A 23,323-nucleotide genomic window follows, 5' to 3' on the forward strand; every position below is an offset into this window, starting at 1 on the left:
CCGGAGTGGCACAACGGCGAGGTCCCTCCCCCGTCACTTTGCCGGAGAAGGGACCTCGCCAAACACTTGGCCGGTCAGGCGGTCAGGGGCGCGTCCGCCGGCGTGCGCCACCCCGGCGTGAACGGCGGCGGCCGGCACCACCCTCGGTGCTGTCCTCGTCGCCCTCACCGTCGGCGAGCGCGTCCGGGTCGTCCGCCGCGGCCAACCGAGCCGACTCCCCCTGCTGAGCGTCGGAGATCGCCGGCGCGGCGGCCGTCTCCGACTCGTAGCGGGACAGGTCGTAGCCCATGGTGTCCTGGTAGTCGACGTCCGGCTCGGCGCTGGTCTCGGTGTCGACGACCTCGACCACGGCCCGCTCGGCAGGTGCGTTCTTGCGCGCCCGGCGACGGGACGACGCGGTGCCCTGCTCCACGGCCGGGGCGGCAGCCACCGAGGAGGCGACCGCCTTGACCTTCTCCCCCGCACCGGCAACGCGCGCCTTCTCCGGCACCGGCTCGGTGTGCATGATGACGCCCCGACCCTTGCAGCACTCACAGGTCTCGCTGAACGCCTCCAGCAGGCCCGCGCCGATCCGCTTACGGGTCATCTGCACCAGACCGAGTGAGGTGATCTCGGTGACCTGGTGCTTGGTGCGGTCCCGACCCAGGCACTCGGTGAGTCGGCGCAGCACCAGCTCACGGTTCGACTCCAGCACCATGTCGATGAAGTCGATCACCACGATGCCGCCGATGTCCCGCAGCCGGAGCTGGCGGACGATCTCCTCCGCCGCCTCCAGGTTGTTGCGGGTGACGGTCTCCTCCAGGTTGCCCCCGGAACCGGTGTACTTACCGGTGTTGACGTCCACCACCGTCATCGCCTCGGTGCGGTCGATCACCAGCGAACCGCCGGAGGGCAGGAAGACCTTGCGGTCCAGGCCCTTGATGATCTGCTCGTCGATCCGGTACTCGGCGAAGACGTCGCTCGTGCCGACGTGCCGACGCACCCGGTCCACCAGGTCCGGAGAGACGTGCGACAGGTACGAATCGACGATGTCGTACGACTGCTCGCCCTCAATGACCAACTCGCGGAAGTCCTCGTTGAACAGGTCCCGCACCACCCGGATAACCAGGTCCGGCTCCCCGTAGAGCAGCGCCGGAGCGCCACCCTCGGCGGCCTTGGCCTGGATGTCCTCCCACTGGGCCTGGAGCCGCTTGACGTCGCGGGCCAACTCGTCCTCGCTGGCGCCCTCGGCGGCAGTGCGGACGATCACGCCCGCGCCGTCCGGGACCAGCTTCTTGAGCACGTCGCGCAGCCGCTTGCGCTCGTTGTCCGGCAGCTTGCGGCTGATCCCGGACGCGTTGCCGTTGGGCACGTACACCAGGTGCCGGCCGGAGAGCGCGATGTGGCTGGTCAGCCGCGCGCCCTTGTGCCCGATCGGGTCCTTGGTGACCTGGACCAGCACCGAGTCGCCGGAGCGCAGCGCCTGCTCGATCGAGCGGGCCCGCCCTTCCAGACCGGAGGTGTCCCAGTTGACCTCGCCGGCGTACAGCACCGCGTTGCGACCCCGGCCGACGTCGACGAACGCCGCCTCCATGCTCGGCAGCACGTTCTGCACCTTGCCCAGGTACACGTTGCCGGCCATCGTGCCGGAGGAGTTGCGGGTGACGTAGTGCTCCACGAGCACCCCGTCCTCCAGCACGGCGATCTGGGTCCGGTCACCGCGCTGGCGGACCGCCATCACCCGGTCGACCGCCTCCCGGCGTGCCAGGAACTCCGACTCGCTGAGAATCGGCGGCCGCGTACGCCGCTGCTCCCGGCCGTCCCGGCGGCGCTGGCGCTTGGCCTCCAGCCGGGTCGAACCGGACACGCCCTGCACCTCGTCGACGGTCCGGCGCGGCTCGCGGATCTTCACCACGGTCGGTACGCCGTCGTCGGCGGCACCCTCCGTGTCGCCCGCGCCCCGGCGACGACGACGCCGGCGACGCCGGGTCAGGCCGTCCCCGCCCTCGCTGTCCTCGTCCTCGTCGCCCTCGGCCCCGACCTCGGCGGTCTCTTCCTCGTCGGCCTGCGCCGCCTCCTCGGACTCGTCGTCCTCGGCGTCGTCGGCCCCGCCCTTGCCCCGGCCCCGGCCCCGGCGACCACGCCGGCGGCGGCGGCGCGCGGCGGCGCTGTCCTCGTCGTCCTCATCCGCCTCGGCGGCCTCGTCGGCCTCGTCGGTCGGCTCCTCCTCGGCCTCGATCGCCTCGACCGGCTCCACCGGCTCGACCTCGCGGCGACCACGCCGACGGCGGCGGGACGGCTCCGCGGCCTCCTCCACCGCCGGCTCCTCGACGACGGGAGCGGGCTCGACCGGCCGGGTCACCGGCACGGCGTCCGGCTGGGGAGCCATGAACAGCACGGTGGGCGCGGAGAGCGCGGCCCGCCGACGACGGGTACGCGGCTGCTCCGGCTCGACCTCGGCCGGCTCAAGCGGCTCCGCTGTCACACCGGAGACGGCGACACCCGGTGACACCTCGCCGGCGCTGGTCCAGGGCGACTCGGCGGGGGCCGCCGTGGGGATGTCGTTCAGCTCGGCCTCGGCCTCGCGAAGGTCGGAGGCCACCGGTTCCTCGGCGGCGACCGGCTCCTCGACGGGCGGCTCCTCGACGACCGGCTCCTCGACCGCGGGCGGCTCCTCGACGGCAGCCGGGGTGGCCTTCTTGCGCCGGGTACGGGTCACCTTGACCGGCGGAACCACGTCGGCCGGGGCCACCTCCGCGGAGGACGCGACGAGCGGCTCCTCGGCGGTCGTCTCGACCGGGGTGGCCTTACGGCGGCGCCGGGGGGTCTTGGGCGCGACGTCCTGGTCGCCGGAGATCGGGGCGAAGACCTCCGCCTGCGGCGACTCGGTACTGGCCGCCTCGCTGGTGGACGCCTCGGCCGGAGCGTCGGTCTGCTCCGGCTGGCTCAGCGGGGCGGCGCGACGCCGGGTCGCCCGGGCGCGTCGTACCGGCGCGGCGGGCTCGGCGCTCTGCGCGCCGTCCGGCTCCACCGAAGCCGAACCGACGGCCGTGGTGGGGGTCGCGACGGCAGCGCCGTCGGCCGTGGTGCTCTGGTCGGCGGTCGCCCCGGCCGGCTGTGAACCGGTCCGTTCGCCGCCCTCGGGCTCGTTCTCGAGCATGGACGTTCTCCAGTTCTGGCTACCCCGGGCGCGGGTGAGCGCTGCCACGCAGGGTCGCCGCAAAAGTGTTTCCGCCGGGCGCGCGTGGTGCGCGACCGCCGAAGTCTGCCTGCCAGAACACCAACCGTCGGTCAGTGCCCAACGATGGTTGCCCCGTCGCGATCCGCATCCAACGGATCCACGATCGCACCCTGCGCGGTCAACGTGCCCTGAGCCAGCCGGGTCACCCTCGGTGAGACCGGCGGCTCCAGGTCGGCCACCACGCGGAGGCCGGAAAGGACGTCATCGGGCCGTACGGACGGGGTGACCTGCCGTACGACCAGTTCGAGTATCGCACACGGTACGGCCGGCGCCCCGGAAGGCGTCGGCGTTGGTGCGAGGACATCGATGGATATCACCGCGGCGCGGGCGTCGAAAGTGCGTCGACCCTGCTTGGTCATCCGCTCCACCAGCACCTCGTCCGCAGCGAGGAAGGCGTCCACCGCGGCGCGGAGCACCTCGGTCTCGACCTCGGGCAACTCGATGTGCCAGTGCGACGCCTCGATCCGGTCCGGGAGGTTGCCCCCCTCGGCGATCACGGCGTCCAGGACGTCCAACCCCGGCGAGAGCGCTGCGTCCAACGCGGCGCGCAGCGCCTCCGGGTCGACCTCGGCCTGAAGGGCGATCTCCAGGTACTCCGCCTCGCTCGCCACCCCGGTGGGCGCGGCGCTGGCATAGGAGATCTTCGGGTGCGGGTGGAAACCCTGGGAGAAGGCGACCGGCACGGCGGCCCGGCGCAGCGCACGCTCGAACGCCCGGGCGAAGTCCCGGTGCGAGGTGAACCGCAGTGGCCCGCGCTTGGCGTACCGGATGCGGACGCGCTGGACGACCGGTGCCTGGCCGCCCTCGGGTTGAGGCTTCTTGGCGATCGTGGGCTCCTCGGGTGTACCTGCGTGTCCGACCATCCTGGCCCAGCGCCACCGACGGTACGCAGCCGGGGCGGCCGGATCGCCCGGACAGGCCGGCATGAACCGGTCATGTGGGTCGCGACCGCCCCGTCCGCGAAGCCTGCGGGCCGGCTGGCGCCCCGGAAGCCACCAGCCGGCCATCGCGATCAGAACCGGTTACCGCTGTTGCGGCCCACTGGGCGGAGCCCCGCTCGGCGGGCCGTACCCGGGAGGCGGAAGGTGGCCGGGAGGCGGAAGGTGGCCGGGAGGCGGGGCATACCCGGCAGGCGGGCCGTGACCGGGAGGCGGAGGGTAGCCGGGCGAAGGGGCATACCCCGGGGGTTGGCCGTAACCGGGAGGCTGGGCGTAACCGGGAGGCTGGGCATGCCCGGGAGGCCGGCTGTAACCGGGAGGCGGAGGGTAGCCGGGCGACGCGGCATACCCGGGAGGCGGGCCGTAGCCCGGCGGCTGGGCGTAGCCGGGAGGCGGGCCGTAGCCCGGCGGCTGGGCGTAGCCGGGAGGCGGGCCGTAGCCGGGAGGCGGGCCGTAGCCCGGCGGCTGGGCGTAGCCGGGGGGCGGGCCGTAGCCGGGAGGCGGGGGCGGGTAGCCGCCGGAGATCATCTGGTCCAGCACCTCGTCCGGGATGTCGGCGGCGGCCCGGACCGCCTCCCGCCGGTAGCGCCGACGGTTCCAGATGAGGAACACCACAAGCGCCAGCAGCAGCACCAGCGCCACGGCGATACCGATGACCACGACCATGACCTGCTGGTCGGTGGGACCACCGCGATCGCCGTGTTGGGAGAGATCGAACTCCTTTGCGGCCTCGGTGATGATCGGGCCCGGGCTGGCGGTCGCCTCCGGGCCGAGCAGCGGGTTGGTGGTGACCGGCGGTACGTTCGCGGTCAGCGCCTTCAGCGGGTCGATCAGCCCGAAGCCGAACTGCGGATCTCGCCCGGCCGGGCCGGAGTCCCGTGCGGTCCGGATGATCCGGTTGATCACGTTCGGAGCGTTGAGATTCGGATATTTCGCCCGGATCAGCGCGGCCAGACCGGAGACGATCGCCGTGGAATCGGAGGTCCCGTCGCCCCAGCCGTAGCCCCCCTCGGTGCTGACGTTGTAGATGCCATCGCCCGGAGCGGCGACCACCGCCTCCGGCCCCTGGACAGAGCCGGACCAGAACCTGCCGCCCTTGGTCGTCCCGGTCACCGCGATCACACCGGGGGTGTTGGCCGGTTGCGCGACGGCGACATCGCCCTTGGCCGTGTTGCCAGCGGAGGCGACCACGATGACGTCGTGGTCCAGCGCGTACCTGATCGCGCTCTCCTGCTCCGGGCCGACGACGCCCGGCCCACCGACGGACAAGTTGATCACCTTGGCGCCACCGTCGACGGCCATCCGGATGGCGAGTGTGATCGCCGCGTCCGGGTAGGTCCCGCTGCCCTTGCGCATCTTGATCGGCAGGATCTTCGCGCCGGGGGCGATGCCGTCCACGCCGTCGCGACCACCGCTCTTCGCCGCGATGATGCCGGCCATGTGCGTGCCGTGGCCGTCCTCGTCGGCCCGACCGTCTCCGGAGACGCCGTAGCTGCGACCACCGGCAAGGACCTGACCCCGCAGGTCCGGGTGGCTGGCCTCGACACCGCTGTCCAGCACGGCCACGATCACGCCCCGCCCAGTCGAGATCTTGTGCGCCTGGTCGATCCGGAGCTCGTCCAGATACCACTGCTCGGCCCGCCGAGGCGCGGCGGCCGCCGGCTGGGCCGCACCGACCACCAGGAACCCCGCCAGCAGGCAGGCGGCGGCCGGCCGGATCGCTCCGACGTTCATCCTCATCCTTTGTCCTCACCGCAGGATGCCCGGAACGTGCCAGCGTTCATGGAGAAACCGGACATCGCGCTATCCCCCGTCAGCGCCAGTCACCCGCCGAGCACGAGGCCCGGCGGGTGTGGTGTCGACTGTGGAGGCTAGCGGTCACCGCCGCCGGGTGCTGCCCCGGCGGCGGGCGGTCAGGCCGGGTGGTCGGCGGCCGGGACCTTCATTCCGTTGCCGCCCAGCGGCGTGAGTGGCAGCAGCTTCTTGCCGGTCGGGCCGATCTGGATCTCGGTGTCCATCGATGGGCAGACGCCGCAGTCGAAGCAGGGCGTCCACCGGCAGTCGTCCTGTTCGAACTCGCTCACCGAGTCCTGCCAGTCCTGCCAGAGCCAGTCCTTGTCCAGGCCCGAGTCGAGGTGGTCCCAGGGCAGGACCTCCAACTCCTCGCGCTGCCGGGTGGTGTACCAGTCGAGGTCGATTCCGAACGCGGGCAGCGTCTCGGCCGCCGCGTCCACCCAGCGCTGGTAGGAGAAGTGCTCGCTCCACCCGTCGAACCGGCCGCCGTTCTCCCAGACCTTGCGGATCACCGAGCCGACCCGGCGGTCACCCCGGGACAGCAGTCCCTCGATCAGCGACGGCTCACCGTCGTGGTACCGGTAGCCGATGGCGCGGCCCAGCGAGCGGTCCGAGTTGATGGCCTGCTTGAGGATCTTGAGCCGGTGGTCGATGACCTCCGGACGCTCCATCGAGGCCCACTGGAACGGGGTGTGCGGCTTGGGCACGAACCCACCGATGGAGACCGTGCAGCGGATGTCCTTGGAACCGGTGGCGGCCCGACCGGCCCGGATCACCTCGTGGGCCATCTCCGCGATCTCGAGGACGTCCTCGTCGGTCTCGGTGGGGAGGCCACACATGAAGTAGAGCTTCACCTGCCGCCAGCCGTTGGTGTACGCGGTGACGACGGTGCGGATCAGGTCTTCCTTCGTCACCATCTTGTTGATGACCTTGCGGATCCGCTCCGACCCGCCCTCCGGGGCGAAGGTCAGGCCGGTCCGCCGCCCGTTGCGGGACAACTCCTGCGCGAGGTCGATGTTGAAGGCGTCCACCCGGGTCGACGGCAGCGACAGCGAGACGTTCGTGCCCGCGTACTGCTCGGCGAGGCCCGAGCACATGTCACCGATCTCGGAGTGGTCGGCCGAGGAGAGCGACAGCAGGCCCACCTCGTTGAAGCCGGAGAACTCCAGGCCCTCGCGGACCATCTGCCCGACCGTGGTGATGGACCGCTCCCGCACCGGCCGGGTGATCATGCCGGCCTGGCAGAACCGGCATCCCCGGGTGCAACCCCGGAAGATCTCCACCGCGTACCGCTCGTGCACCGTCTCGGCCAGCGGCACGAGGGGCTTCTTCGGGTACGGCCAGGCGTCCAGGTCCATCGTCGTGCGCTTGTGCACCCGGAACGGCACGTCCGCGCGGTTCGGCACGACCCGCTGGATCCGCCCGTCCGGGAGGTAGTCGACGTCGTAGAAGCGCGGCACGTAGACGCTCTCGGTGCGCGCCAGCCGCAGCAGCAGCTCGTCGCGGCCCCCGGGGGAACCCTCGGCCTTCCACTCCCGCACGATCGCGGTGATCTCCAGCACCGCCTCCTCGCCGTCGCCGAGCACCGCGGCGTCGATGAAGTCGGCGATGGGCTCCGGGTTGAACGCCGCGTGCCCACCGGCCACGATCACCGGGTCGGCGTCGGTGCGGTCGGCGGCCAGCATCGGGATGCCGGCCAGGTCGATCGCGGTGAGCATGTTCGTGTAGCCCAGCTCGGTGGAGAAGGAGATGCCGAACACGTCGAAGTTACGCACCGACCGGTGCGCGTCGACGGTGAACTGCGGCACGCCGTGCGTGCGCATCAGCGTCTCCAGGTCCGGCCAGACCGCGTACGTCCGTTCGGCGAGGGTGTCGGGCAGCTCGTTGAGCACCTCGTAGAGGATCTGCACGCCCTGGTTGGGCAGGCCCACCTCGTACGCGTCGGGATACATCAACGCCCAGCGCACGGTCGCCGCGGCCCAGTCCTTGGTCACCGCACCCAACTCGCCCCCGACGTACTGGATGGGCTTGGAAACCTGGGGCAGCAGCGGCTCAAGCTGGGACCAGACGGACGGCTCCAGGTCACGGCTCGGCGTCGGAGCCGCCGAGCTGGAGTCGTCGCGAGAGTTGGTCGCGGCCGCGCGCGGCGTCGTGGACGGGGCACTCATGATGCCCAAGGGTACGCGCCCACCCGGCGGTGGCGACGCGGTACTAACCTCGGACCGGCGCGAGAGGAGATTGCCGCCATGCCCGAGCCCCAGCCGGGAGCACGGCCGGCCGACGGGAGCACCCCGGGCGCGGAGCCGGACCGGGTTCCGGCGGCCGCCGATCAGCCGGCCTCCCCACCCGTACCGTCGGACCAGCCGAAACCGTCAGACCAACCGGAACCATCGGACCAACCGGAACCGTCGGACCAAACGGAACCGTCGGACCAACCGAAATCGTCGGACCAACCGAAACCGTCGGACCAACCGGAACCGTCGGACCAACCGGACCCTCCGGCGCGATCCGAGCCCGCCACCACCGCGGAGGTTCCCCCGCCCAGGTGGAGCGGGTCGGCTCCGGTGCCGCCCCCGCTGCCGCGCCGACCGGTCTGGGGCGAGTCGGCCGAGCCGACCCCGCCGCCCCTGCCCGTAGGGCCGCCGGAGCACCAGACGCCCGTCGACCCGTGGGCCGGCGTGGACACCGGTGGCTGGGACCTGCCCTCCGCCGAACTGCCGCCGCTGCCGCCGCTGCCGCCGACGATGCCGCACCCGACGCCGCCGGCGACCCGCCAGTGGTCCGGTCCGCCCGCTCCCCCGGTCGGGTCGCACCCGGTGTCTCCGGCGGCCGCCCCGAGGCCACCACAGGCGACCGGAGCCAGGATGCCGACCCGGCCGACGCCGCCGCCGACGCCGCCACCCGCGGTGCCCAAGCAGCGCCGGGGCCGGCGCCCGGCCGCGCCACCCGCGGCGCCGCCGGGCTGGCAGGCTCCCAAGGGGTACGTCCCGGTGCCGGTTCGCCGTCGTCGCCGCTGGCCCTGGTTGCTGCTGCTCACCCTGGCCTGCTGTTGCGGCTGCCCCGCCTACTACGGGTTTCCGATCTCAGCCCAGTACCCGGTGCAGGCCGCGCTGCCCGCCCAGGTCGACGATCTGAAGCTGCGGCAGGACGGCCGCAGCACGGAGGCCGCCCGACGGTTGGAGAACGAGGTACGCGGCGAGCACCTGCTGGCCGAGGCCACCTTCGCCGGTGTCTACTCCACCTCGGGTGGCAAGCAGGTGACGGTCTTCGGCGGAACGGGTTTCCGGTGGAGTCCGGAGTCGGACGCGGAGGCCGAGATCAGCCGGCTCACCGAGCGGTACGCGCTGGACGCACCCGAGATTGTGGACACCGGTGTGCGGGGCCGGCACGAGCGATGCGCGGTCGGCCGGTCCGACGGCGGTGACGTGGTGGTCTGCACCTCTGTCGATCACGGCAGCATCGCCACCGGAGTGTTCACCCGGCTGTCCGTCGCCGACAGTGCCGCCCTGTTGAACACCCTGCGAACCCAGACCATCCAACCCAAGGCCTGACCCACCCCCACCCACCCCCACCCACCCACCCACCGTTGATCAAGAAGTTTGCGTCAGATCCAGCCCCACGAATGACGCAAACTTCTTGATCAACAAGGGTGGTGGGGGTAGGCCAGGGTGGGGATCAGGCCGTGCGGGTCGCGTCCGGGTGGGCGCGCGGCGGGGCGTAGCGGGGGACGTACTCCTGGCCGGTGAGCTTCTGGATCTCGCTCATCATCTCGTCGGTCATCTGCCGCAACGAGGTGCGGTCGGTCGGCCGCCCGGTCAGGTCGATCGGCTTGCCGAACCGAATGATGATCTCGGCGGCGCCGGGCCGGGGCACCCGGGCACCGATCGGCTGCGCCTTGTCCGTGCCGATCATGCCGACCGGGATGATCGGCACGCCGGTCGAGGTCGCCAGCCGAACCGTGCCGGTCCGCCCCCGGTAGAGCCGGCCGTCCGGCGAGCGGGTGCCCTCCGGGTAGACCACCACCAGGTCACCGTTCTTGAGCACCGGGATCGCCGCGTCGAACGCGGACAGCGCGGCTCGACCGCCGCCCCGCTCCACCGGAATGGCACCCAGGCCGGTGAGGACGAACTTGGAGATCGCGCCCTTCACACCGGCGCCCTTGAAATACTCCGACTTCGCCCAGAACGCCAGGTGCCGGGGCACGACCGTGCCGAGGAACAGCTCGTCGGCCACGGACAGGTGGTTGCCGGCGAAGATCGCCCCGCCGCTCTTCGGCACGTTTTCCAGCCCCTCGACGGTCGGGCGGAACGCCAACCGCAGCGTGGGCCCCACGGCGAGCTTGCCGATGGTGTAGAGCAGGGGCACTGGTCCTCCGGCAGATCAGGTGCGAACAGGCGGTGTCACGGTAGCGGACGCCCGCACACCTCTCGGACGGAGGTGGCGCGACGCCCGCTACCTGACGATCGTCGCTAGACCCGGCGGACGGAGACCGTCACCCGGTCGCCCTCGCCGACCTCACCGGCGAAGCCGTCGATGCCCTCGGCGAAGTCCACCGAGTCGGCCAGCACCTCCCCGGACACGAAGTCGAGGTACCCGGCCACCGCCGCGCGCACCTGCTCGGAGGCCGACACCGACACCACGATCCGGTCCGACACATCGAGGTCGGCGTCCCGGCGAGCCTGCTGCACCACCCGCACCACGTCGCGGGCCAGCCCCTCGGCCGCCAACTCCGGGGTGACCTCGGTGTCCAGCACCACCACACCCTCACCGCCGGGCAGCGGCGCGGAGTTCTCCGCATCGGCGGCGACCAGTCGCAGCTCGTACTCGCCCTCGGCGAGGGTGACGCCGGCGGCCACCGGGGCGCCGTCGACCAGCTCCCAGTCGCCCGCCTTGACCGCCTTGATCACCTGCTGCACCTGCTTGCCGACCCGCGGACCGAGCGCCCGGGGCACCACCGTCAACACCTGCTCGCAGTACGCGGACAGCTCCGCGCTGAACTCGACGGCCTTCACGTTGACCTCGTCGGTGACCAGGTCGGCGAACGGACGCAACTGCTCCGCCGCCGGCGAGGCCACGGTCAACTTGGACAGCGGCAGCCGCACCCGCAGACCCTTGGCCTTGCGCAGCGACAGCGCCGCCGAGGCGACCGCCCGGGTGGCGTCCATCGCGGCGACCAGGTCGTGGTCGGCCGGGAACTCGGTCGCCTCCGGCCAGTCGGTCAGGTGCACCGACCGCTCCCCGGTCAGGCCACGCCAGATCTCCTCCGCGGTCAACGGCGCGAGCGGCGCGACCACCCGGCAGAGCGTCTCCAGCACCGTCCAGAGCGTGTCGAAGGCGTTGACGTCGCCGGACCAGAACCGGTCCCGGGAGCGACGCACGTACCAGTTGGTCAGCGCGTCCAGGTAGGACCGGACGGTGGCGCAGGCGCCGGAGATGTCGTACGCGTCCATCTGTGCGCCGACCGTGGCGACCAGCTCGTTCGTCTTCGCCAGCACGTACCTGTCGAGTAGGTGTGTCGAGTCGGTGCGCCGACGCGCCTGGTGCCCGTCGGCGTTGGCGTAGAGCGTGAAGAAGTACCAGACGTTCCACAGCGGCAGCAGCACCTGCCGGACGGCGTCGCGGATGCCCGCCTCGGTGACCGCCATGTCGCCGCCGCGCAGCACCGGCGAGGACATCAGCATCCACCGCATCGCGTCCGAGCCGTACGCGTCGAAGACGTGGTAGACGTCGGGGTAGTTGCGCAGGCTCTTGGACATCTTGCGCCCGTCCGAGCCGAGCAGGATGCCGTGGCTCAGGCAGTTGCGGAACGCCGGCCGGTCGAACAGCGCGGTGGCCAGCACGTGCATGGTGTAGAACCAGCCGCGGGTCTGCCCGATGTACTCGACGATGAAGTCACCCGGGTAGTGGTGCTCGAACCAGTCCGCGTTCTCGAACGGGTAGTGCACCTGGGCGAACGGCATCGACCCGGACTCGAACCAGCAGTCCAGCACCTCCGGCACCCGACGCATCATCGACGCACCCGTAGGGTCGTCCGGGTTGGGGCGGACCAGGTCGTCCACCGCCGGTCGGTGCAGGTCGGTCAGGCGTACGCCGAAGTCGCGCTCGATGTCGGCCAGCGAGCCGTAAACGTCCAGGCGCGGGTAGTTCGGGTCGTCGGACTTCCACGCCGGGATCGGCGATCCCCAGAACCGGTTCCGGCTGATCGACCAGTCCCGGGCGTTCGCCAGCCACTTGCCGAACGAGCCGTCCTTGATGTGCCCGGGCGTCCAGTTGATCTCCTGGTTCAGCTCGACCATCCGGTCCCGGAACTGCGTCACCGCCACGAACCAGGAGGACACCGCCTTGTAGACCAGCGGGGTGTCGCAACGCCAGCAGTGCGGGTACGAGTGGGTGTAGGTGTCCTGCCGGAGCACCACCCCCCGGTCCTTCAGCTCCCGGATCACCGGCTTGTTGACGTCGAAGACCTGCTCACCCTGGTACGGCGGGACCAGCGCGGTGAACCGGGTGTGGTCATCCACGGTGACGATGGTGGGGATGCCGGCGGCGTTGCAGACGTTCTGGTCGTCCTCACCGAAGGCGGGTGCGAGGTGCACGATCCCGGTGCCGTCCTCGGTGGTGACGAACTCCGCGCCGAGCACCTGGTACGCGTTGTCGCCGGCCTGCTCGACGAGGAAGTCGAACAGCGGCGTGTAGCGGCGTCCGGCCAGGTCCCGGCCGTACACCGTGCCGACCTGCTCGAAGCCGTCCAGTTCCTTGGCGTACGCGGCCAGCCGCGCCGCGCCGACCACGTACCGCTCCCCGTCGCGTTCCAGCACCGCGTACTCGATGTCCGGGCCGACGGCGAGCGCCAGGTTCGACGGCAGGGTCCACGGCGTGGTGGTCCAGACGCCCAGCTTGACCGGCCCGCGCACCAGCTCCGGCGCGGACTCGTCAGCGGTCAGCCCGAACCACACCGTCAACGTCGGGTCGTGCCGGTCCCGGTAGACGTCGTCCATCCGGGTCTCGGTGTTCGACAGCGGCGTCTCGCAGCGCCAGCAGTACGCCAGCACCCGGAAGCCCTCGTAGATCAGACCCTTGTCGTGCAGGGTCTTGAAGGCCCACATGACGCTTTCCATGTAGTCCAGGTCGAGGGTCTTGTAGTCGTTCGTGAAGTCGACCCAGCGGGCCTGCCGGTTGATGTACCGCTCCCAGTCCTGGGTGAACTCCAGCACGGAGGTGCGGCAGGCCTCGTTGAACCGGGCCACGCCCAGGTCAATGATCTCCGCCTTGCTGGTGATGCCGAGCTGCTTCTCGGCGACCACCTCGGCGGGCAGGCCGTGGCAGTCCCAGCCGAAGCGCCGCTCCACGTGCCGTCCGCGCATGGTCTGGTAGCGCGGCACCACGTCCTTGACGTACCCGGTGAACAGGTGGCCGTAGTGCGGCAGACCGTTGGCGAACGGCGGGCCGTCGTAGAAGACGTACTCGTTCTTGCCGTCCGTGCCGGCGGGGCGGGCCTCGATGCTGGCCTCGAAGGTCTTGTCGGCCGTCCAGTGCTCCAGCACCCGGCGCTCGACCGCGGGCAGGTCCGGGCTCGCCGGGACACCGGCGGCGGTCGGGTCGTGCAACGGATAGGCCATCGGGGTCGCTCTCCTCATGCAGCTCACTCAACGTGGGTCTGCGAGGACGAACCGTCCCAGGGGTACGCCTCGACGGCGCTCCCGGGTGATCCGCGGTACCACCCCGCTTGGCGGTCACGATCGACCGCCCGCTCATTGACCGGCTGTGACGGGCCGCATCCGTCCGGTTCTACTGGGCCGGTGACCCGGCCGTTCTTCCGGAGGCTCACCGGTGATAGCCGGGTCATCGCCATACGAAGCCAACGATACAAGACCCGCCAACCGCCGCACCGCCGACCAATCCACCCCACCCCCGTCCCGCTCCGCCCGACCCCGCCCGGACCCTGCCCCGACCCGACCCCGTTGATCATGAGGCTACTGCTGGCCGCCCCGACGTGTCGTGACGACATCCCCATGATCAACGGGCTGAGGGTTGGGGTGGGTGGGGTGGGTGGGGTTGGGGTGGGTGAGGTTGGGGTGGGTGGGGTTGGGGTGGGTGGGGTTGGGGTGGGTGGGGGTGGGGTGGGTGGGGTTGTGTGGGTGGCATGACCGGGGTCACAGGTTTGGCTGTCACGGTGCGCCCTCTCCCATCCGTCGTGTCGGTGTCCAACCGATCAGGGGAGGTAGTCATGCAGCGGATGAATCCCGGCGCGGTGGCGCCGAAGGCGTACCAGGCGGTCATGGGTCTGGAGAAGTACGTCCAGTCGAACGTCGACCAGACCGTTCTTGAGCTGGTGAAACTGCGAGCATCGATGATCAACGGATGCGCGTACTGCGTCGATATGCACAGCCAGGACGCGCTCGCCAAGGGTGAGTCGAGCCGGCGGCTGTTCGCGGTGGCCACCTGGCGGGAGTCGCCGTTCTTCGACGAGCGGGAGCGTGCCGCGCTGGATCTCACCGACGCGGTCACCCGGCTCGGTGAGCACGGCGTGCCGGACGAGGTGTGGGACGCCGCCGCGAAAGTCTGGTCGGAGAAGGAACTGGCCGACCTCGTCGTCGCGATTGCCACAATCAACGTGTGGAATCGGATCGGAGTGACCATGCGGTTGGAGCCCCCGGCCCACGCGTGACCACTGAGGCAGCAGACGCGGCCGGTGCGCTCCAGGCGCACCGGCCGATGTTGCTCGGGCTCGCGTACCGGCTGCTCGGCAGCCGACACGACGCGGAGGACGTGCTCCAGGAGGCGTACCTGCGCTGGCTCGGCGTGGACCGGTCGGCGGTCGAGGAACCCCGCCGGTACCTGTCCCGGGTGGTCACCCGGCTGGCCCTGGACCGGTTGCGGGCCCGGCAGGCGGCCCGCGAGACGTACGTCGGCACGTGGCTGCCCGAGCCGGTGCCGACCGCGCCCTCGCCGTTCGGACCGTTGGACCGCGCGGAGCTGCGCGACTCGCTCTCCACCGCGTTGTTGCACGTCCTGGAGCGGCTCACCCCGCCGGAGCGGGCGGTGTACGTCCTGCACACCGCCTTCGACCTGCCGTACGCCGAGATCGCCGAGATCCTGGAGCGGACCCCGGAGGACTGCCGTCAACTCCACCACCGGGCGACCACCCGGGTCCATCAGGAGCAGCGGCGCTTCACCGCGAGCCGGGCCGAACGGGAACGGTTGCTGGACGCGTTCCTCGCCGCCGCCCGCGACGGTGACCTGGCGACGCTCACCGGCCTGGTCGCGGCGGACGCCACGGCCTGGAACGACGGCGGTGGTCGGGTCCGGGCAGCCCGCAATCCGGTCACCGGCGCGGACCGGATCGCCCGGTTCTACGCCGGGATCTACGGCCCGGGCCGTCCCATGACCGTGCATCCGATCGAACTGAACGGGGAACCCGCCGTCTTGATCACGCGCGCGGACGGCAGTCGGTACACGCTCACCATCGCCGCGGCCGACGGACGGATCACCGGGATCTACATGGTCGGCAACCCGACGAAAGTGCCGCCGGTCGACTGAACCCTCCGGTGCCGCCGGCCGGCCCGGACCACAGAGCAGGCCCGGACCACAGAGCAGGCCCGGACCACAGAGCCGGCCCGGACCACAGAGCAGGCCCGGACCACAGAGCCGGCCCGGACCACAGAGCCGGCCCGGACCACAGAGCCGGCCCGGACCACAGAGCCGGTCCGGACCGACTCGGGAGCGTCAGCCCAACTCGGGGAACCAGAGCGCGATCTCGCGCTTGGCGCTGTCCGTCGAGTCGGAGGCGTGCACCAGGTTTTCCCGGTTGGACAGCGAGAGGTCGCCTCGGATGGTGCCGGCGGCGGCCCTGCGGCCGTCGGTGGCGCCGACCAGCCCGCGGACCACGTCGATGACCTGGTCGCCGGAGAGCACGAGCGCGACAAGTGGACCGCTGGTCATGAAGTCCTTAAGCGGCGGGTAGAACGCCTTGTCGACGTGCTCGGCGTAGTGCTCGTCGGCGAGCGTCGCGTCCATCGTCCGGTGCACCATCGCGTCGATTGCCAGCCCCTTGCGCTCGAAGCGGGAGAGGACCTCGCCGACCAGGCCGCGGCGGACCGCGTCGGGCTTGATCAGAACGAGGCTGCGCTCATCCGGGCTGTTGCTGGACACGCTGGGTTCCTCCTGTGCACGCTGAACGCCTGGGATCGGTACGGTCAGCGTAGCGACCCGGTCCCGGCGCCGGCGCGGCGGCCGGCCTTTCGCCCGGTGGCCGATCCGGCCTAGCCTGGCCCTGACCCCGGGAGGTCCACTGTGGCGAATGGCGGGAACCGACCCATCGCGCCGGTACGCAAGCTGGTCGGCGTGGTGCTGGGCACCGTGGCCACCTTCGTCGTCGTCTTCGGGCTGGGCATGCCCAGTTGGGCCATCGTGGCTCTCGGGGTCGCCCTGCTGGTGCTGGCGATCGCGCTGGCGACCGTACGCGGTGGCGGGCGCACCTGGGTGGTCGGTGCCGGGCACGTGCACAGCGCCTCCGAACCACCCACCCAGTACGCGTTCGGCCGCTGCGAACTGCAACTGGTGCTCGACGCGCCCGGTCTACCACCCCGGTCCAAGAAGATCATCGAGCCGAGGGTGCCGGTCTCCAAGTGGCCGTCGCTGGGCCAGACCCTGCCGATCCGGGTCGCGTTGGACGACCAGCGGCACGTGAAGGTCCTCTGGGACGAGGTGCCGACCCACGCCGAGACCGCCGCCGCGGTCGCCGACCTCCCGCCGGAGTTCGCCGACGCCGACGCGATGGACGAGCTACTGATCCAGCAGGATGCCCCGCCATGGGCCGGCCGAGGGCCGGACGACGATTTCCGGGAAGATTTCCGCGACCCGTACCGTGACCCGCTCGACCCCGACCCGGTAGGCGCCGATCACCTGCGTACCGACCCCCAGCGCGATGATGCGCTGCGCGACGACCCGGGCGTCGTGCCCGAGGAGCGCGAGCCCGTGGTGATGCACCAGAGCCCGGGCGGCCCGGTGGTGTTGGAAGGCGTCCTCGTCGAGCAGCAGGCCAGTGGTGGGCTGCCCCGGCGGGCCACCCCGGCACCACGCCCGCCCGCTGAGGAGCGCTTCGACGAGCGGTACGACCGGCCGGAGGACGACCGGGCAACCCCGCCCCCCGGGGACGCCTTCGACCCGCCGGCCCAGCGCGTCGACCCGCCGCCCGCCCAGCGGTCCGGGCCGGGCGCGACCGACCCACTGGACCCCCTCGACCTCCCGCTCGACGACCCCTCCCCCGTCGGGGCGGGACGCGAGACGGTCACCGACGAGGAGTTGGACCAGGCGATCTTCGGGTTCGAATCGGGCGCGACCGCCGATCCGGGCGCGCCGATCAGCGGGGTCGGTCTCACCCTGCTGGTGACCGACCTGTCCCGGTCGCTCGACTTCTACCGCGACGTGCTCGGCTTCACCGAGGTCGACCGGGGCGCCGGCAACGCCGTACTCGCCTCCGGCACGACCCGGCTCGTCCTGCGCGAGGTGACCGGCGCGGCGCCCATCAGCCGCCGCCTGGTGCACGTCAACCTCGAGGTCAACGACATCGAGGCGGCGTACGAACGGCTACGCGGATCGGGCGTCCGATTCACGTACGCGCCCCGGGTGGTCAACCGGGGCTCGAAGCTGGAGGTGTGGGCGGCGGCGTTCCGCGACCCGGACGGCCACGGCATCGCGCTCACCCAGTGGCGCGAACGCGCCGAGGCCTGACCCCGGCCCGCGTCGCCGGGCCGCCGACCGGTCCGGCGTCAGCCGAGGATGACCCGGCGGACGTGCAGCGCGTACGCCCAGACCAGGGCGAAGATGATGCCCAGGGCGAGCAGCGACCAGTGCAGCAGACCGCCCAGCATCAGCAGGCCCTGGAGCACCGTGCCGGCGTGCCATGCCCAGGGGCGGCGCATCATCCCGGCGACCACGATGGCGGCCACCGCAAGTGCCACCACGGCACCGATGGCGGCGCCACTGAGATCACCGCCGACCACACGGATCGGCTGGATGGCGAGCAGTAGCACCAGCGCCTCCAGGCTGAGCGTGCCGGCCCCGAGGCCGCGTACCGCCCGCTCCGGGTTGCGCAACCCGGAGCGTCGCGGCTGCCCAGCGACGCGCTCCTGCGGCACGGACTGATCGGCCGGCGAGCCGGCCGCGCCCTGGTCGGCCGCGCCCTGGTCGGCCGCGTCATCGCTGGCGGAGGGGTCCCGCTGCGGCTCGGTCATCGCTTCAGCAGCCGACGAGCATCGGCGACCGTCACCACCGAGCCGGTGACCAACACCCCGACCCCGCTGAGCTCGCCGGGGACGTCCTCCTCGGCCAGCGCCACCGCCAGTTCGATGGCGTCCGGCATCTCCTCGGCCGAGTCCACCCGTTCCTCGCCGAAGATCTCGGCGGCCAGTGCGGTGAGTTCCTCGGTCGGCATCGCCCGTGGCGAGCTGTTGCGGGTGACCACCACCTGGTCGACCACCGGCTCCAGCAACTCCAGCATGGCCTCCGCGTCCTTGTCGGCGAGTACGCCGACGACCGCCACCAGCTTGCTGAACGCGAACTCCTCCTGGAGCGCGGTGACGGTGGCCTTCATGCCGTGCGGGTTGTGCGCGCCGTCGAGCAGGATCGTCGGCGCGTTACGGACCCGCTCCAACCGACCCGGGGAACTGGTCGAGGCGAAGCCCTCCCGGACCGTCTCGATGTCCAACTGGCGTCGAGCCCCGGCGCCCAGGAACGCTTCCACCGCGGCGAGAGCCACCGCGGCGTTCTGCGCCTGGTGGGCGCCGTGCAGCGGGATGAACACGTCGTCGTAGACGCCGCCCAGGCCCTGCAGGCTGAGCACCTGACCGCCGACCGCGACCGCCCGACCCAGTACGCCGAACTCGGCGCCCTCCCGGGCGATGGTGGCCCCGACCTCGGCGCTGCGATCGAGGAGGGGACCGGCGGCCTCCTCCTCCTGTGCCGCGGCGATCACCGTGGCGCCCGGGTGGATGATGCCGGCCTTGGCCAGCGCGATGTCCTGAAGGGTGTCACCCAACCACTCGGTGTGGTCCAGCCCGATCGGGGTGATCACACAGACCCCGGCCTGAATGACGTTCGTCGCGTCCTCCGCGCCGCCGAGGCCCACCTCGACCACCGCGATGTCGACAGGCGCGTCGGCGAACGTGGCGAACGCCAACGCGGTCGTCATGTCGAAGTACGTCAGCGGCTCGTCCGACCGCGCGTCCACCAGCTCGGCCAGCGGTTTGATCTCCCGGTACACGGCCGCGAACCGTTCCTCGCTCACCGGCTCACCGTCCAGGCTGATCCGCTCCCGGACGGTCTCCAGGTGCGGGCTGGTGTACCGCCCGGTGTGCAGCCCGTGCGCCCGCAACAGCGAGTCGATCATCCGGGCGGTGGAGGTCTTGCCGTTGGTGCCGGTCAGATGGATCGCCGGGTACGCCCGCTGAGGGCTGCCGAGCAGGTCCAGCAGCGACTCGATCCGGCCCAGCTCGAAGACCATGCGGGTGAAACCACGGGCGTTGAGCTCGGCCTCGACGGCGGCGAATTCGGTACGGTCGGTCACGAGGAAAGCGTCTCCAGAGCAGCGTCGATCCGGACCAGGTCGGCCTCGGCGGTGGCGAGCCGGTCGCGGATCTTGGCGACCACCGGCTCGGGGGCCTTGCCGATGAAGGCAGGGTTGTCGAGCTTCGACCGGGCCTGCGCGACCTCCTTCTCGGCCGCCGCGCGGTCCTTCGTCAACCGGGCCCGCTCGGCGGCCACGTCGATCGACCCCCGGGTGTCCAACGCGACACCGACCGCGCCGGGCATGGCCAGCGTGGCGCTGGCCTGGAAGTCGTCGCCGGCCGGGTCCAGCCGGACCAGCGAACGGATCAGCGGCTCGTGGGCGTCGATACCAGCCCCGGCCAGCCCATCCAACCGGGCGGCCACCCGCTGGGTCGGGCGCAGCCCCTGGTCGGAACGGAACCGCCGGATCTCGGTGACCACCCGCTGCACACTGACCAGCTCAGCCTCGGCAGCGTCGTCGACCAGCGACCGGTCGGCCACCGGCCAGGCGGCGGTCTGCACCGTCTCGCCGCCGGTCAGCGCGAGCCACAGCTCCTCGGTGACGAACGGGATGACCGGGTGCAGCAGCCGCAGCAGCTGGTCCAGCACGTGCCCGAGCACCCGCCGGCTGGTCTCGGCCCGCTCGCCACCCTCGGCGAGGACCGGCTTGCTCAGCTCGACGTACCAGTCGCAGACGTCGTCCCAGGCGAAGTGGTAGAGCAGGTCGCACACCTTGGCGAACTCGTACGCCTCGAACTGCTCATCGACCTCGGCCGTGACGTGCGCCAGCCGGGACAGGATCCACCTGTCGACGGTGGAGAGCCGCTCAGCGGGCGGCAGGTCACCCGTGGTGTGCGCACCGTTCAGCAGGGCGAAGCGGGTGGCGTTCCACAGCTTGTTGCAGAAGTTGCGCGAGCCCTGGCACCACTCCTCGCTGACCGGCACGTCCTGCCCGGGGTTGGCACCCCGGGCCAGGGTAAACCGGGTGGCGTCGGCACCGAACCGATCGATCCAGTCCAGCGGGTCGACGACGTTGCCGAACGACTTCGACATCTTCTTGCCGTGCTCGTCGCGGACCATGCCGTGCAGGGCCACCACGTCGAACGGCTGCTTGCCGTCCATCGCGTACAGGCCGAACATCATCATCCGGGCGACCCAGAAGAACAGGATGTCGTAGCCGGTGACCAGGACGCTTGTCGGATAGAACGTGGCCAGGTCAGGGGTCTGCTCCGGCCAGCCGAGCGTGGAGAACGGCCAGAGCGCGCTGGAGAACCAGGTGTCCAGCACGTCCTCGTCCTGCCGCCAGCCGTCGCCGGTCGGCGGCTGCTCGTCCGGGCCGACGCAGACGATCTCGCCCTGCGGGCCGTACCAGACCGGGATCCGGTGCCCCCACCACAGCTGGCGGGAGATGCACCAGTCATGCATGTTGTCGACCCAGGCGAAGTAGCGCTTGGACAGCTCGGCGGGCTCGATGCGGACGCGACCGTCGCGCACCGCGTCGCCGGCGGCCTGGGCCAGCGGTCCGGTGTTGACGAACCACTGCAACGACAGCCGCGGCTCGACTGTCGTCTTGCACCGCGAGCAGTGCCCGACCGCGTGCACGTACGGCCGCTTCTCCGCGACGACCCGACCCTGCTCGCGCAACGCCGCCACGATCGCGGGCCGCGCCTCGAACCGGTCCAGCCCCTCGAACGGGCCGGGCACGGTGATCACGCCACGCTCGTCCATCACGGTGATCGCGGGCAGGTCGTGCCGCTGGCCGATCTCGAAGTCATTCGGGTCGTGCGCCGGGGTCACCTTGACCATGCCGGTGCCGAAGGACGGGTCGACGTGCGCGTCGGCGACGATCGGGATGCGCCGGCCGGTCAGCGGCAGCTCGACCTCGGTGCCGATCAGGTGCTGGTAACGCTCGTCGTCCGGGTGGACCGCCACCGCGGTGTCGCCCAGCATCGTCTCAGCCCGGGTGGTGGCCACCACGACCTCGTCGCTGTAGCGGATCGAGATCAGCTCACCGTCGTCGTCGGTGTGCTCGACCTCGATGTCGGAGAGCGCGGTCAGACAGCGCGGGCACCAGTTGATGATCCGGTTGGCCCGGTAGATGAGACCCTCGTCGAAGAGCTTCTTGAAGATCGTCTGGACAGCGCGGGTCAGCCCCTCGTCCATGGTGAAACGCTCACGGTCCCAGTCGACGGAGTCGCCGAGGCGCCGCATCTGCCCCAGGATCGCCCCGCCGGACTCGGCCTTCCACTGCCAGACCCGCTCGACGAACTTCTCCCGGCCAAGGTCGTGCCGGGACAGGCCCTCGGCGGCGAGCTGCCGCTCCACCAGGTTCTGGGTGGCGATGCCGGCGTGGTCCATGCCCGGCAGCCACAGCGCCTCGAAGCCCTGCATCCGCTTGCGCCGCGTCAACGCATCCATCAGCGTGTGCTCGAACGCGTGGCCCATGTGCAGTGAGCCGGTCACGTTCGGCGGTGGGATGACGATGGCGAACGGGGGCTTGTCGCTGTCGGCGGAGGCCCGGAAGTGCCCGGCGGCTACCCACTGCTCGTACCGTCGCTGCTCTACCTCGCCGGGCTGGTACTGGCCGGCAAGGGTCGGGGCGTCGGGGCGTCGGGCATCCAGTCTCTCGGTCACCTGACAAGTCTACGGAGGGCTTCCGCGGACCTGACGTGCGCCACCTGTGGTTCGCGTACGGTGTCGGCTATGTCCGACGCACATCTCACCGAGCGGTCGCTCGACGGCGGTCGCGAGCCGGTCGAGCTGACCGAAGAGCCGATCCAGCTGAGCACCCGCGACTCCGGGGGCGACCCCGACGAACGGTCGAGCGGCTGGTCGAGAGGGCGCAAGATCGCTTGGACGGTCGCGCTGGTGGTCGGCCTTGCGGGCGCCGGGGTGCTGGGTGCCGCCGGCTGGCGGGTGGCGCAGCAGAAGGACACCGAGCTCACCTCGCCTCCGCAGATCGCCGGCCTGAGTCGGGACGACAGCGAACGAGCCAAGAGCACGGCCGACTACCTACGCAGCGGCCTGGCGGCCGACATCGAGTTGGACCGCAGCTTCGGCACGGTCTACCGCGACCCGGCCGACGAGAAGCGCTCCGTGCTCATCTTCGGCGGCACCACCCTGCTCTGGCAGCCCGAGCGTGATCTGGAGAGCCTGTTCCGCCTCATGTCCGACGAGACAGGTGCGGTGACCGGCCTCCGCGAGATGCCCGCCGGCGACCTGGGCGGCGTGCTGAAGTGCGGCAGCACCAGCGGCGAGGGTGGCGACTTCGCGGTGTGCGGGTGGGCCGACCACGGCAGCGTGGTCATGGCGATGTTCCCGGGCCGGTCGGTCAGCGACGCCGGCGGCCTGCTGCGCAACCTCCGCGCCGGCATGCAGTCCCGCAACTGACCCCACCCCGGCCGGCGCCCCCGCCCAGAACCCCGAACCACCCGCCGCCCGCCGCCCGGCCGCAGGCCGTCCGCAGGCCGTCCGCAGGCCGCAAGACCGTCCGCAAGCCGCAAGACCGTCCGTAGGCCGCAAGATCGCGCAACATCCTGGTTGTAGTGGGGTCAGCGCGTAGGGAGACCACTACATCCTGGTTCGAGCGTGACCTTGCCTGCAGGTGCCCCTGGACCCCACTCCCCTGGCCTGCCGGGTCGTCGAGACCTCCATGAGGGAGCCCGGGTCGATGAACCACCCATTCGGTGAATGCAGAAAGGGCCACCCCGTGATGGGGTGGCCCTTTCTGAAAGATTGTCCGGCGGCGTCCTACTCTCCCACACCCTCACGAGTGCAGTACCATCGGCGCTGGAGGGCTTAGCTTCCGGGTTCGGAATGTAACCGG

At 71.3% G+C, this 23,323-nt stretch carries 15 protein-coding genes and 1 rRNA gene; 5 read left to right on the forward strand and 11 right to left on the reverse strand.

Annotated elements, in window-relative coordinates; all coding sequences use genetic code 11:
• Positions 1 to 82: 82 nt before the first annotated feature.
• The 4 genes from ACFYPM_RS29260 to ACFYPM_RS29275 all read right to left on the reverse strand — a co-directional run bounded on the left by ACFYPM_RS29260 (position 83) and on the right by ACFYPM_RS29275 (position 8,120).
• The gene (locus tag ACFYPM_RS29260) at positions 83 to 3,139 is read right to left on the reverse strand and encodes an Rne/Rng family ribonuclease (protein WP_387203623.1); all 3,057 of its coding nucleotides are present in this window, start codon (positions 3,137 to 3,139) and stop codon (positions 83 to 85) included.
• A gap of 131 nt (positions 3,140 to 3,270) precedes the next feature.
• Positions 3,271 to 4,083, reverse strand: coding sequence for a TIGR03936 family radical SAM-associated protein (locus ACFYPM_RS29265; protein ID WP_357244175.1), 813 nt, complete (start codon positions 4,081 to 4,083; stop codon positions 3,271 to 3,273).
• Positions 4,084 to 4,242: 159 nt separating this feature from the next.
• On the reverse strand, positions 4,243 to 5,892 hold the full coding sequence (mycP, locus tag ACFYPM_RS29270; RefSeq protein WP_387203625.1) for a type VII secretion-associated serine protease mycosin: 1,650 nt from the start codon (positions 5,890 to 5,892) through the stop codon (positions 4,243 to 4,245).
• Positions 5,893 to 6,071: 179 nt separating this feature from the next.
• Complete coding sequence (locus tag ACFYPM_RS29275; protein ID WP_387203628.1) at positions 6,072 to 8,120, reverse strand: TIGR03960 family B12-binding radical SAM protein; 2,049 nt, start codon at positions 8,118 to 8,120, stop codon at positions 6,072 to 6,074.
• Positions 8,121 to 8,516: 396 nt separating this feature from the next.
• Here ACFYPM_RS29275 and ACFYPM_RS29280 point away from each other — a divergent pair, with 396 nt between their 5' ends.
• Entirely contained in the window at positions 8,517 to 9,503 is a 987-nt protein-coding gene (locus ACFYPM_RS29280) for a hypothetical protein (protein ID WP_387203631.1), read from the forward strand.
• Positions 9,504 to 9,627: 124 nt separating this feature from the next.
• On the opposite strand, the gene ACFYPM_RS29285 is transcribed toward ACFYPM_RS29280, so the two are convergent.
• Positions 9,628 to 10,317: a lysophospholipid acyltransferase family protein gene (locus tag ACFYPM_RS29285; RefSeq protein ID WP_387203634.1), complete on the reverse strand. Its 690-nt coding sequence runs from the start codon at positions 10,315 to 10,317 to the stop codon at positions 9,628 to 9,630.
• A 104-nt stretch (positions 10,318 to 10,421) separates the two neighbouring features.
• Positions 10,422 to 13,568, reverse strand: coding sequence for an isoleucine--tRNA ligase (gene ileS, locus ACFYPM_RS29290; protein WP_387203638.1), 3,147 nt, complete (start codon positions 13,566 to 13,568; stop codon positions 10,422 to 10,424).
• Positions 13,569 to 14,176: 608 nt separating this feature from the next.
• Here ileS and ACFYPM_RS29295 point away from each other — a divergent pair.
• Together ACFYPM_RS29295 and sigJ are read left to right on the forward strand one after the other, a co-directional pair.
• Positions 14,177 to 14,617, forward strand: a complete 441-nt coding sequence (locus ACFYPM_RS29295; RefSeq protein WP_357244157.1) for a carboxymuconolactone decarboxylase family protein — start codon at positions 14,177 to 14,179, stop codon at positions 14,615 to 14,617.
• The gene (sigJ, locus tag ACFYPM_RS29300) at positions 14,614 to 15,489 is read left to right on the forward strand and encodes an RNA polymerase sigma factor SigJ (RefSeq protein WP_387203641.1); all 876 of its coding nucleotides are present in this window, start codon (positions 14,614 to 14,616) and stop codon (positions 15,487 to 15,489) included. The genes ACFYPM_RS29295 and sigJ overlap by 4 nt, the downstream gene beginning before the upstream one ends.
• 186 nt (positions 15,490 to 15,675) lie before the next feature.
• On the opposite strand, the gene ndk is transcribed toward sigJ, so the two are convergent.
• Positions 15,676 to 16,101: a nucleoside-diphosphate kinase gene (gene ndk / locus ACFYPM_RS29305; protein WP_387203643.1), complete on the reverse strand. Its 426-nt coding sequence runs from the start codon at positions 16,099 to 16,101 to the stop codon at positions 15,676 to 15,678.
• A gap of 141 nt (positions 16,102 to 16,242) precedes the next feature.
• On the opposite strand from ndk, the gene ACFYPM_RS29310 reads away from it, so the two are divergent.
• Positions 16,243 to 17,682, forward strand: a complete 1,440-nt coding sequence (locus tag ACFYPM_RS29310) for a VOC family protein (protein ID WP_387203646.1) — start codon at positions 16,243 to 16,245, stop codon at positions 17,680 to 17,682.
• A gap of 38 nt (positions 17,683 to 17,720) precedes the next feature.
• On the opposite strand, the gene ACFYPM_RS29315 is transcribed toward ACFYPM_RS29310, so the two are convergent.
• Genes ACFYPM_RS29315 through ACFYPM_RS29325 form a run of 3 tightly spaced genes read right to left on the reverse strand, consistent with a single transcriptional unit; the run spans position 17,721 to position 22,131 of the window.
• Positions 17,721 to 18,185 (reverse strand): DUF4233 domain-containing protein, encoded by a 465-nt coding sequence (locus ACFYPM_RS29315; RefSeq protein ID WP_387203649.1) that lies wholly within the window; start codon positions 18,183 to 18,185, stop codon positions 17,721 to 17,723.
• Complete coding sequence (locus ACFYPM_RS29320) at positions 18,182 to 19,516, reverse strand: bifunctional folylpolyglutamate synthase/dihydrofolate synthase (protein ID WP_387203652.1); 1,335 nt, start codon at positions 19,514 to 19,516, stop codon at positions 18,182 to 18,184. The genes ACFYPM_RS29315 and ACFYPM_RS29320 overlap by 4 nt, the downstream gene beginning before the upstream one ends.
• Positions 19,513 to 22,131: a valine--tRNA ligase gene (locus ACFYPM_RS29325; protein WP_387203655.1), complete on the reverse strand. Its 2,619-nt coding sequence runs from the start codon at positions 22,129 to 22,131 to the stop codon at positions 19,513 to 19,515. The genes ACFYPM_RS29320 and ACFYPM_RS29325 overlap by 4 nt, the downstream gene beginning before the upstream one ends.
• A gap of 69 nt (positions 22,132 to 22,200) precedes the next feature.
• On the opposite strand from ACFYPM_RS29325, the gene ACFYPM_RS29330 reads away from it, so the two are divergent.
• Positions 22,201 to 22,887 (forward strand): hypothetical protein, encoded by a 687-nt coding sequence (locus ACFYPM_RS29330; RefSeq protein WP_387203658.1) that lies wholly within the window; start codon positions 22,201 to 22,203, stop codon positions 22,885 to 22,887.
• Positions 22,888 to 23,234: 347 nt separating this feature from the next.
• Here ACFYPM_RS29330 and rrf read toward each other — a convergent pair.
• A 5S ribosomal RNA gene (rrf, locus tag ACFYPM_RS29335) occupies positions 23,235 to 23,323 on the reverse strand; the annotation flags it as partial.

The organism is Micromonospora sp. NPDC005203 (assembly GCF_042872705.1).
Taxonomy (GTDB): domain Bacteria; phylum Actinomycetota; class Actinomycetes; order Mycobacteriales; family Micromonosporaceae; genus Micromonospora.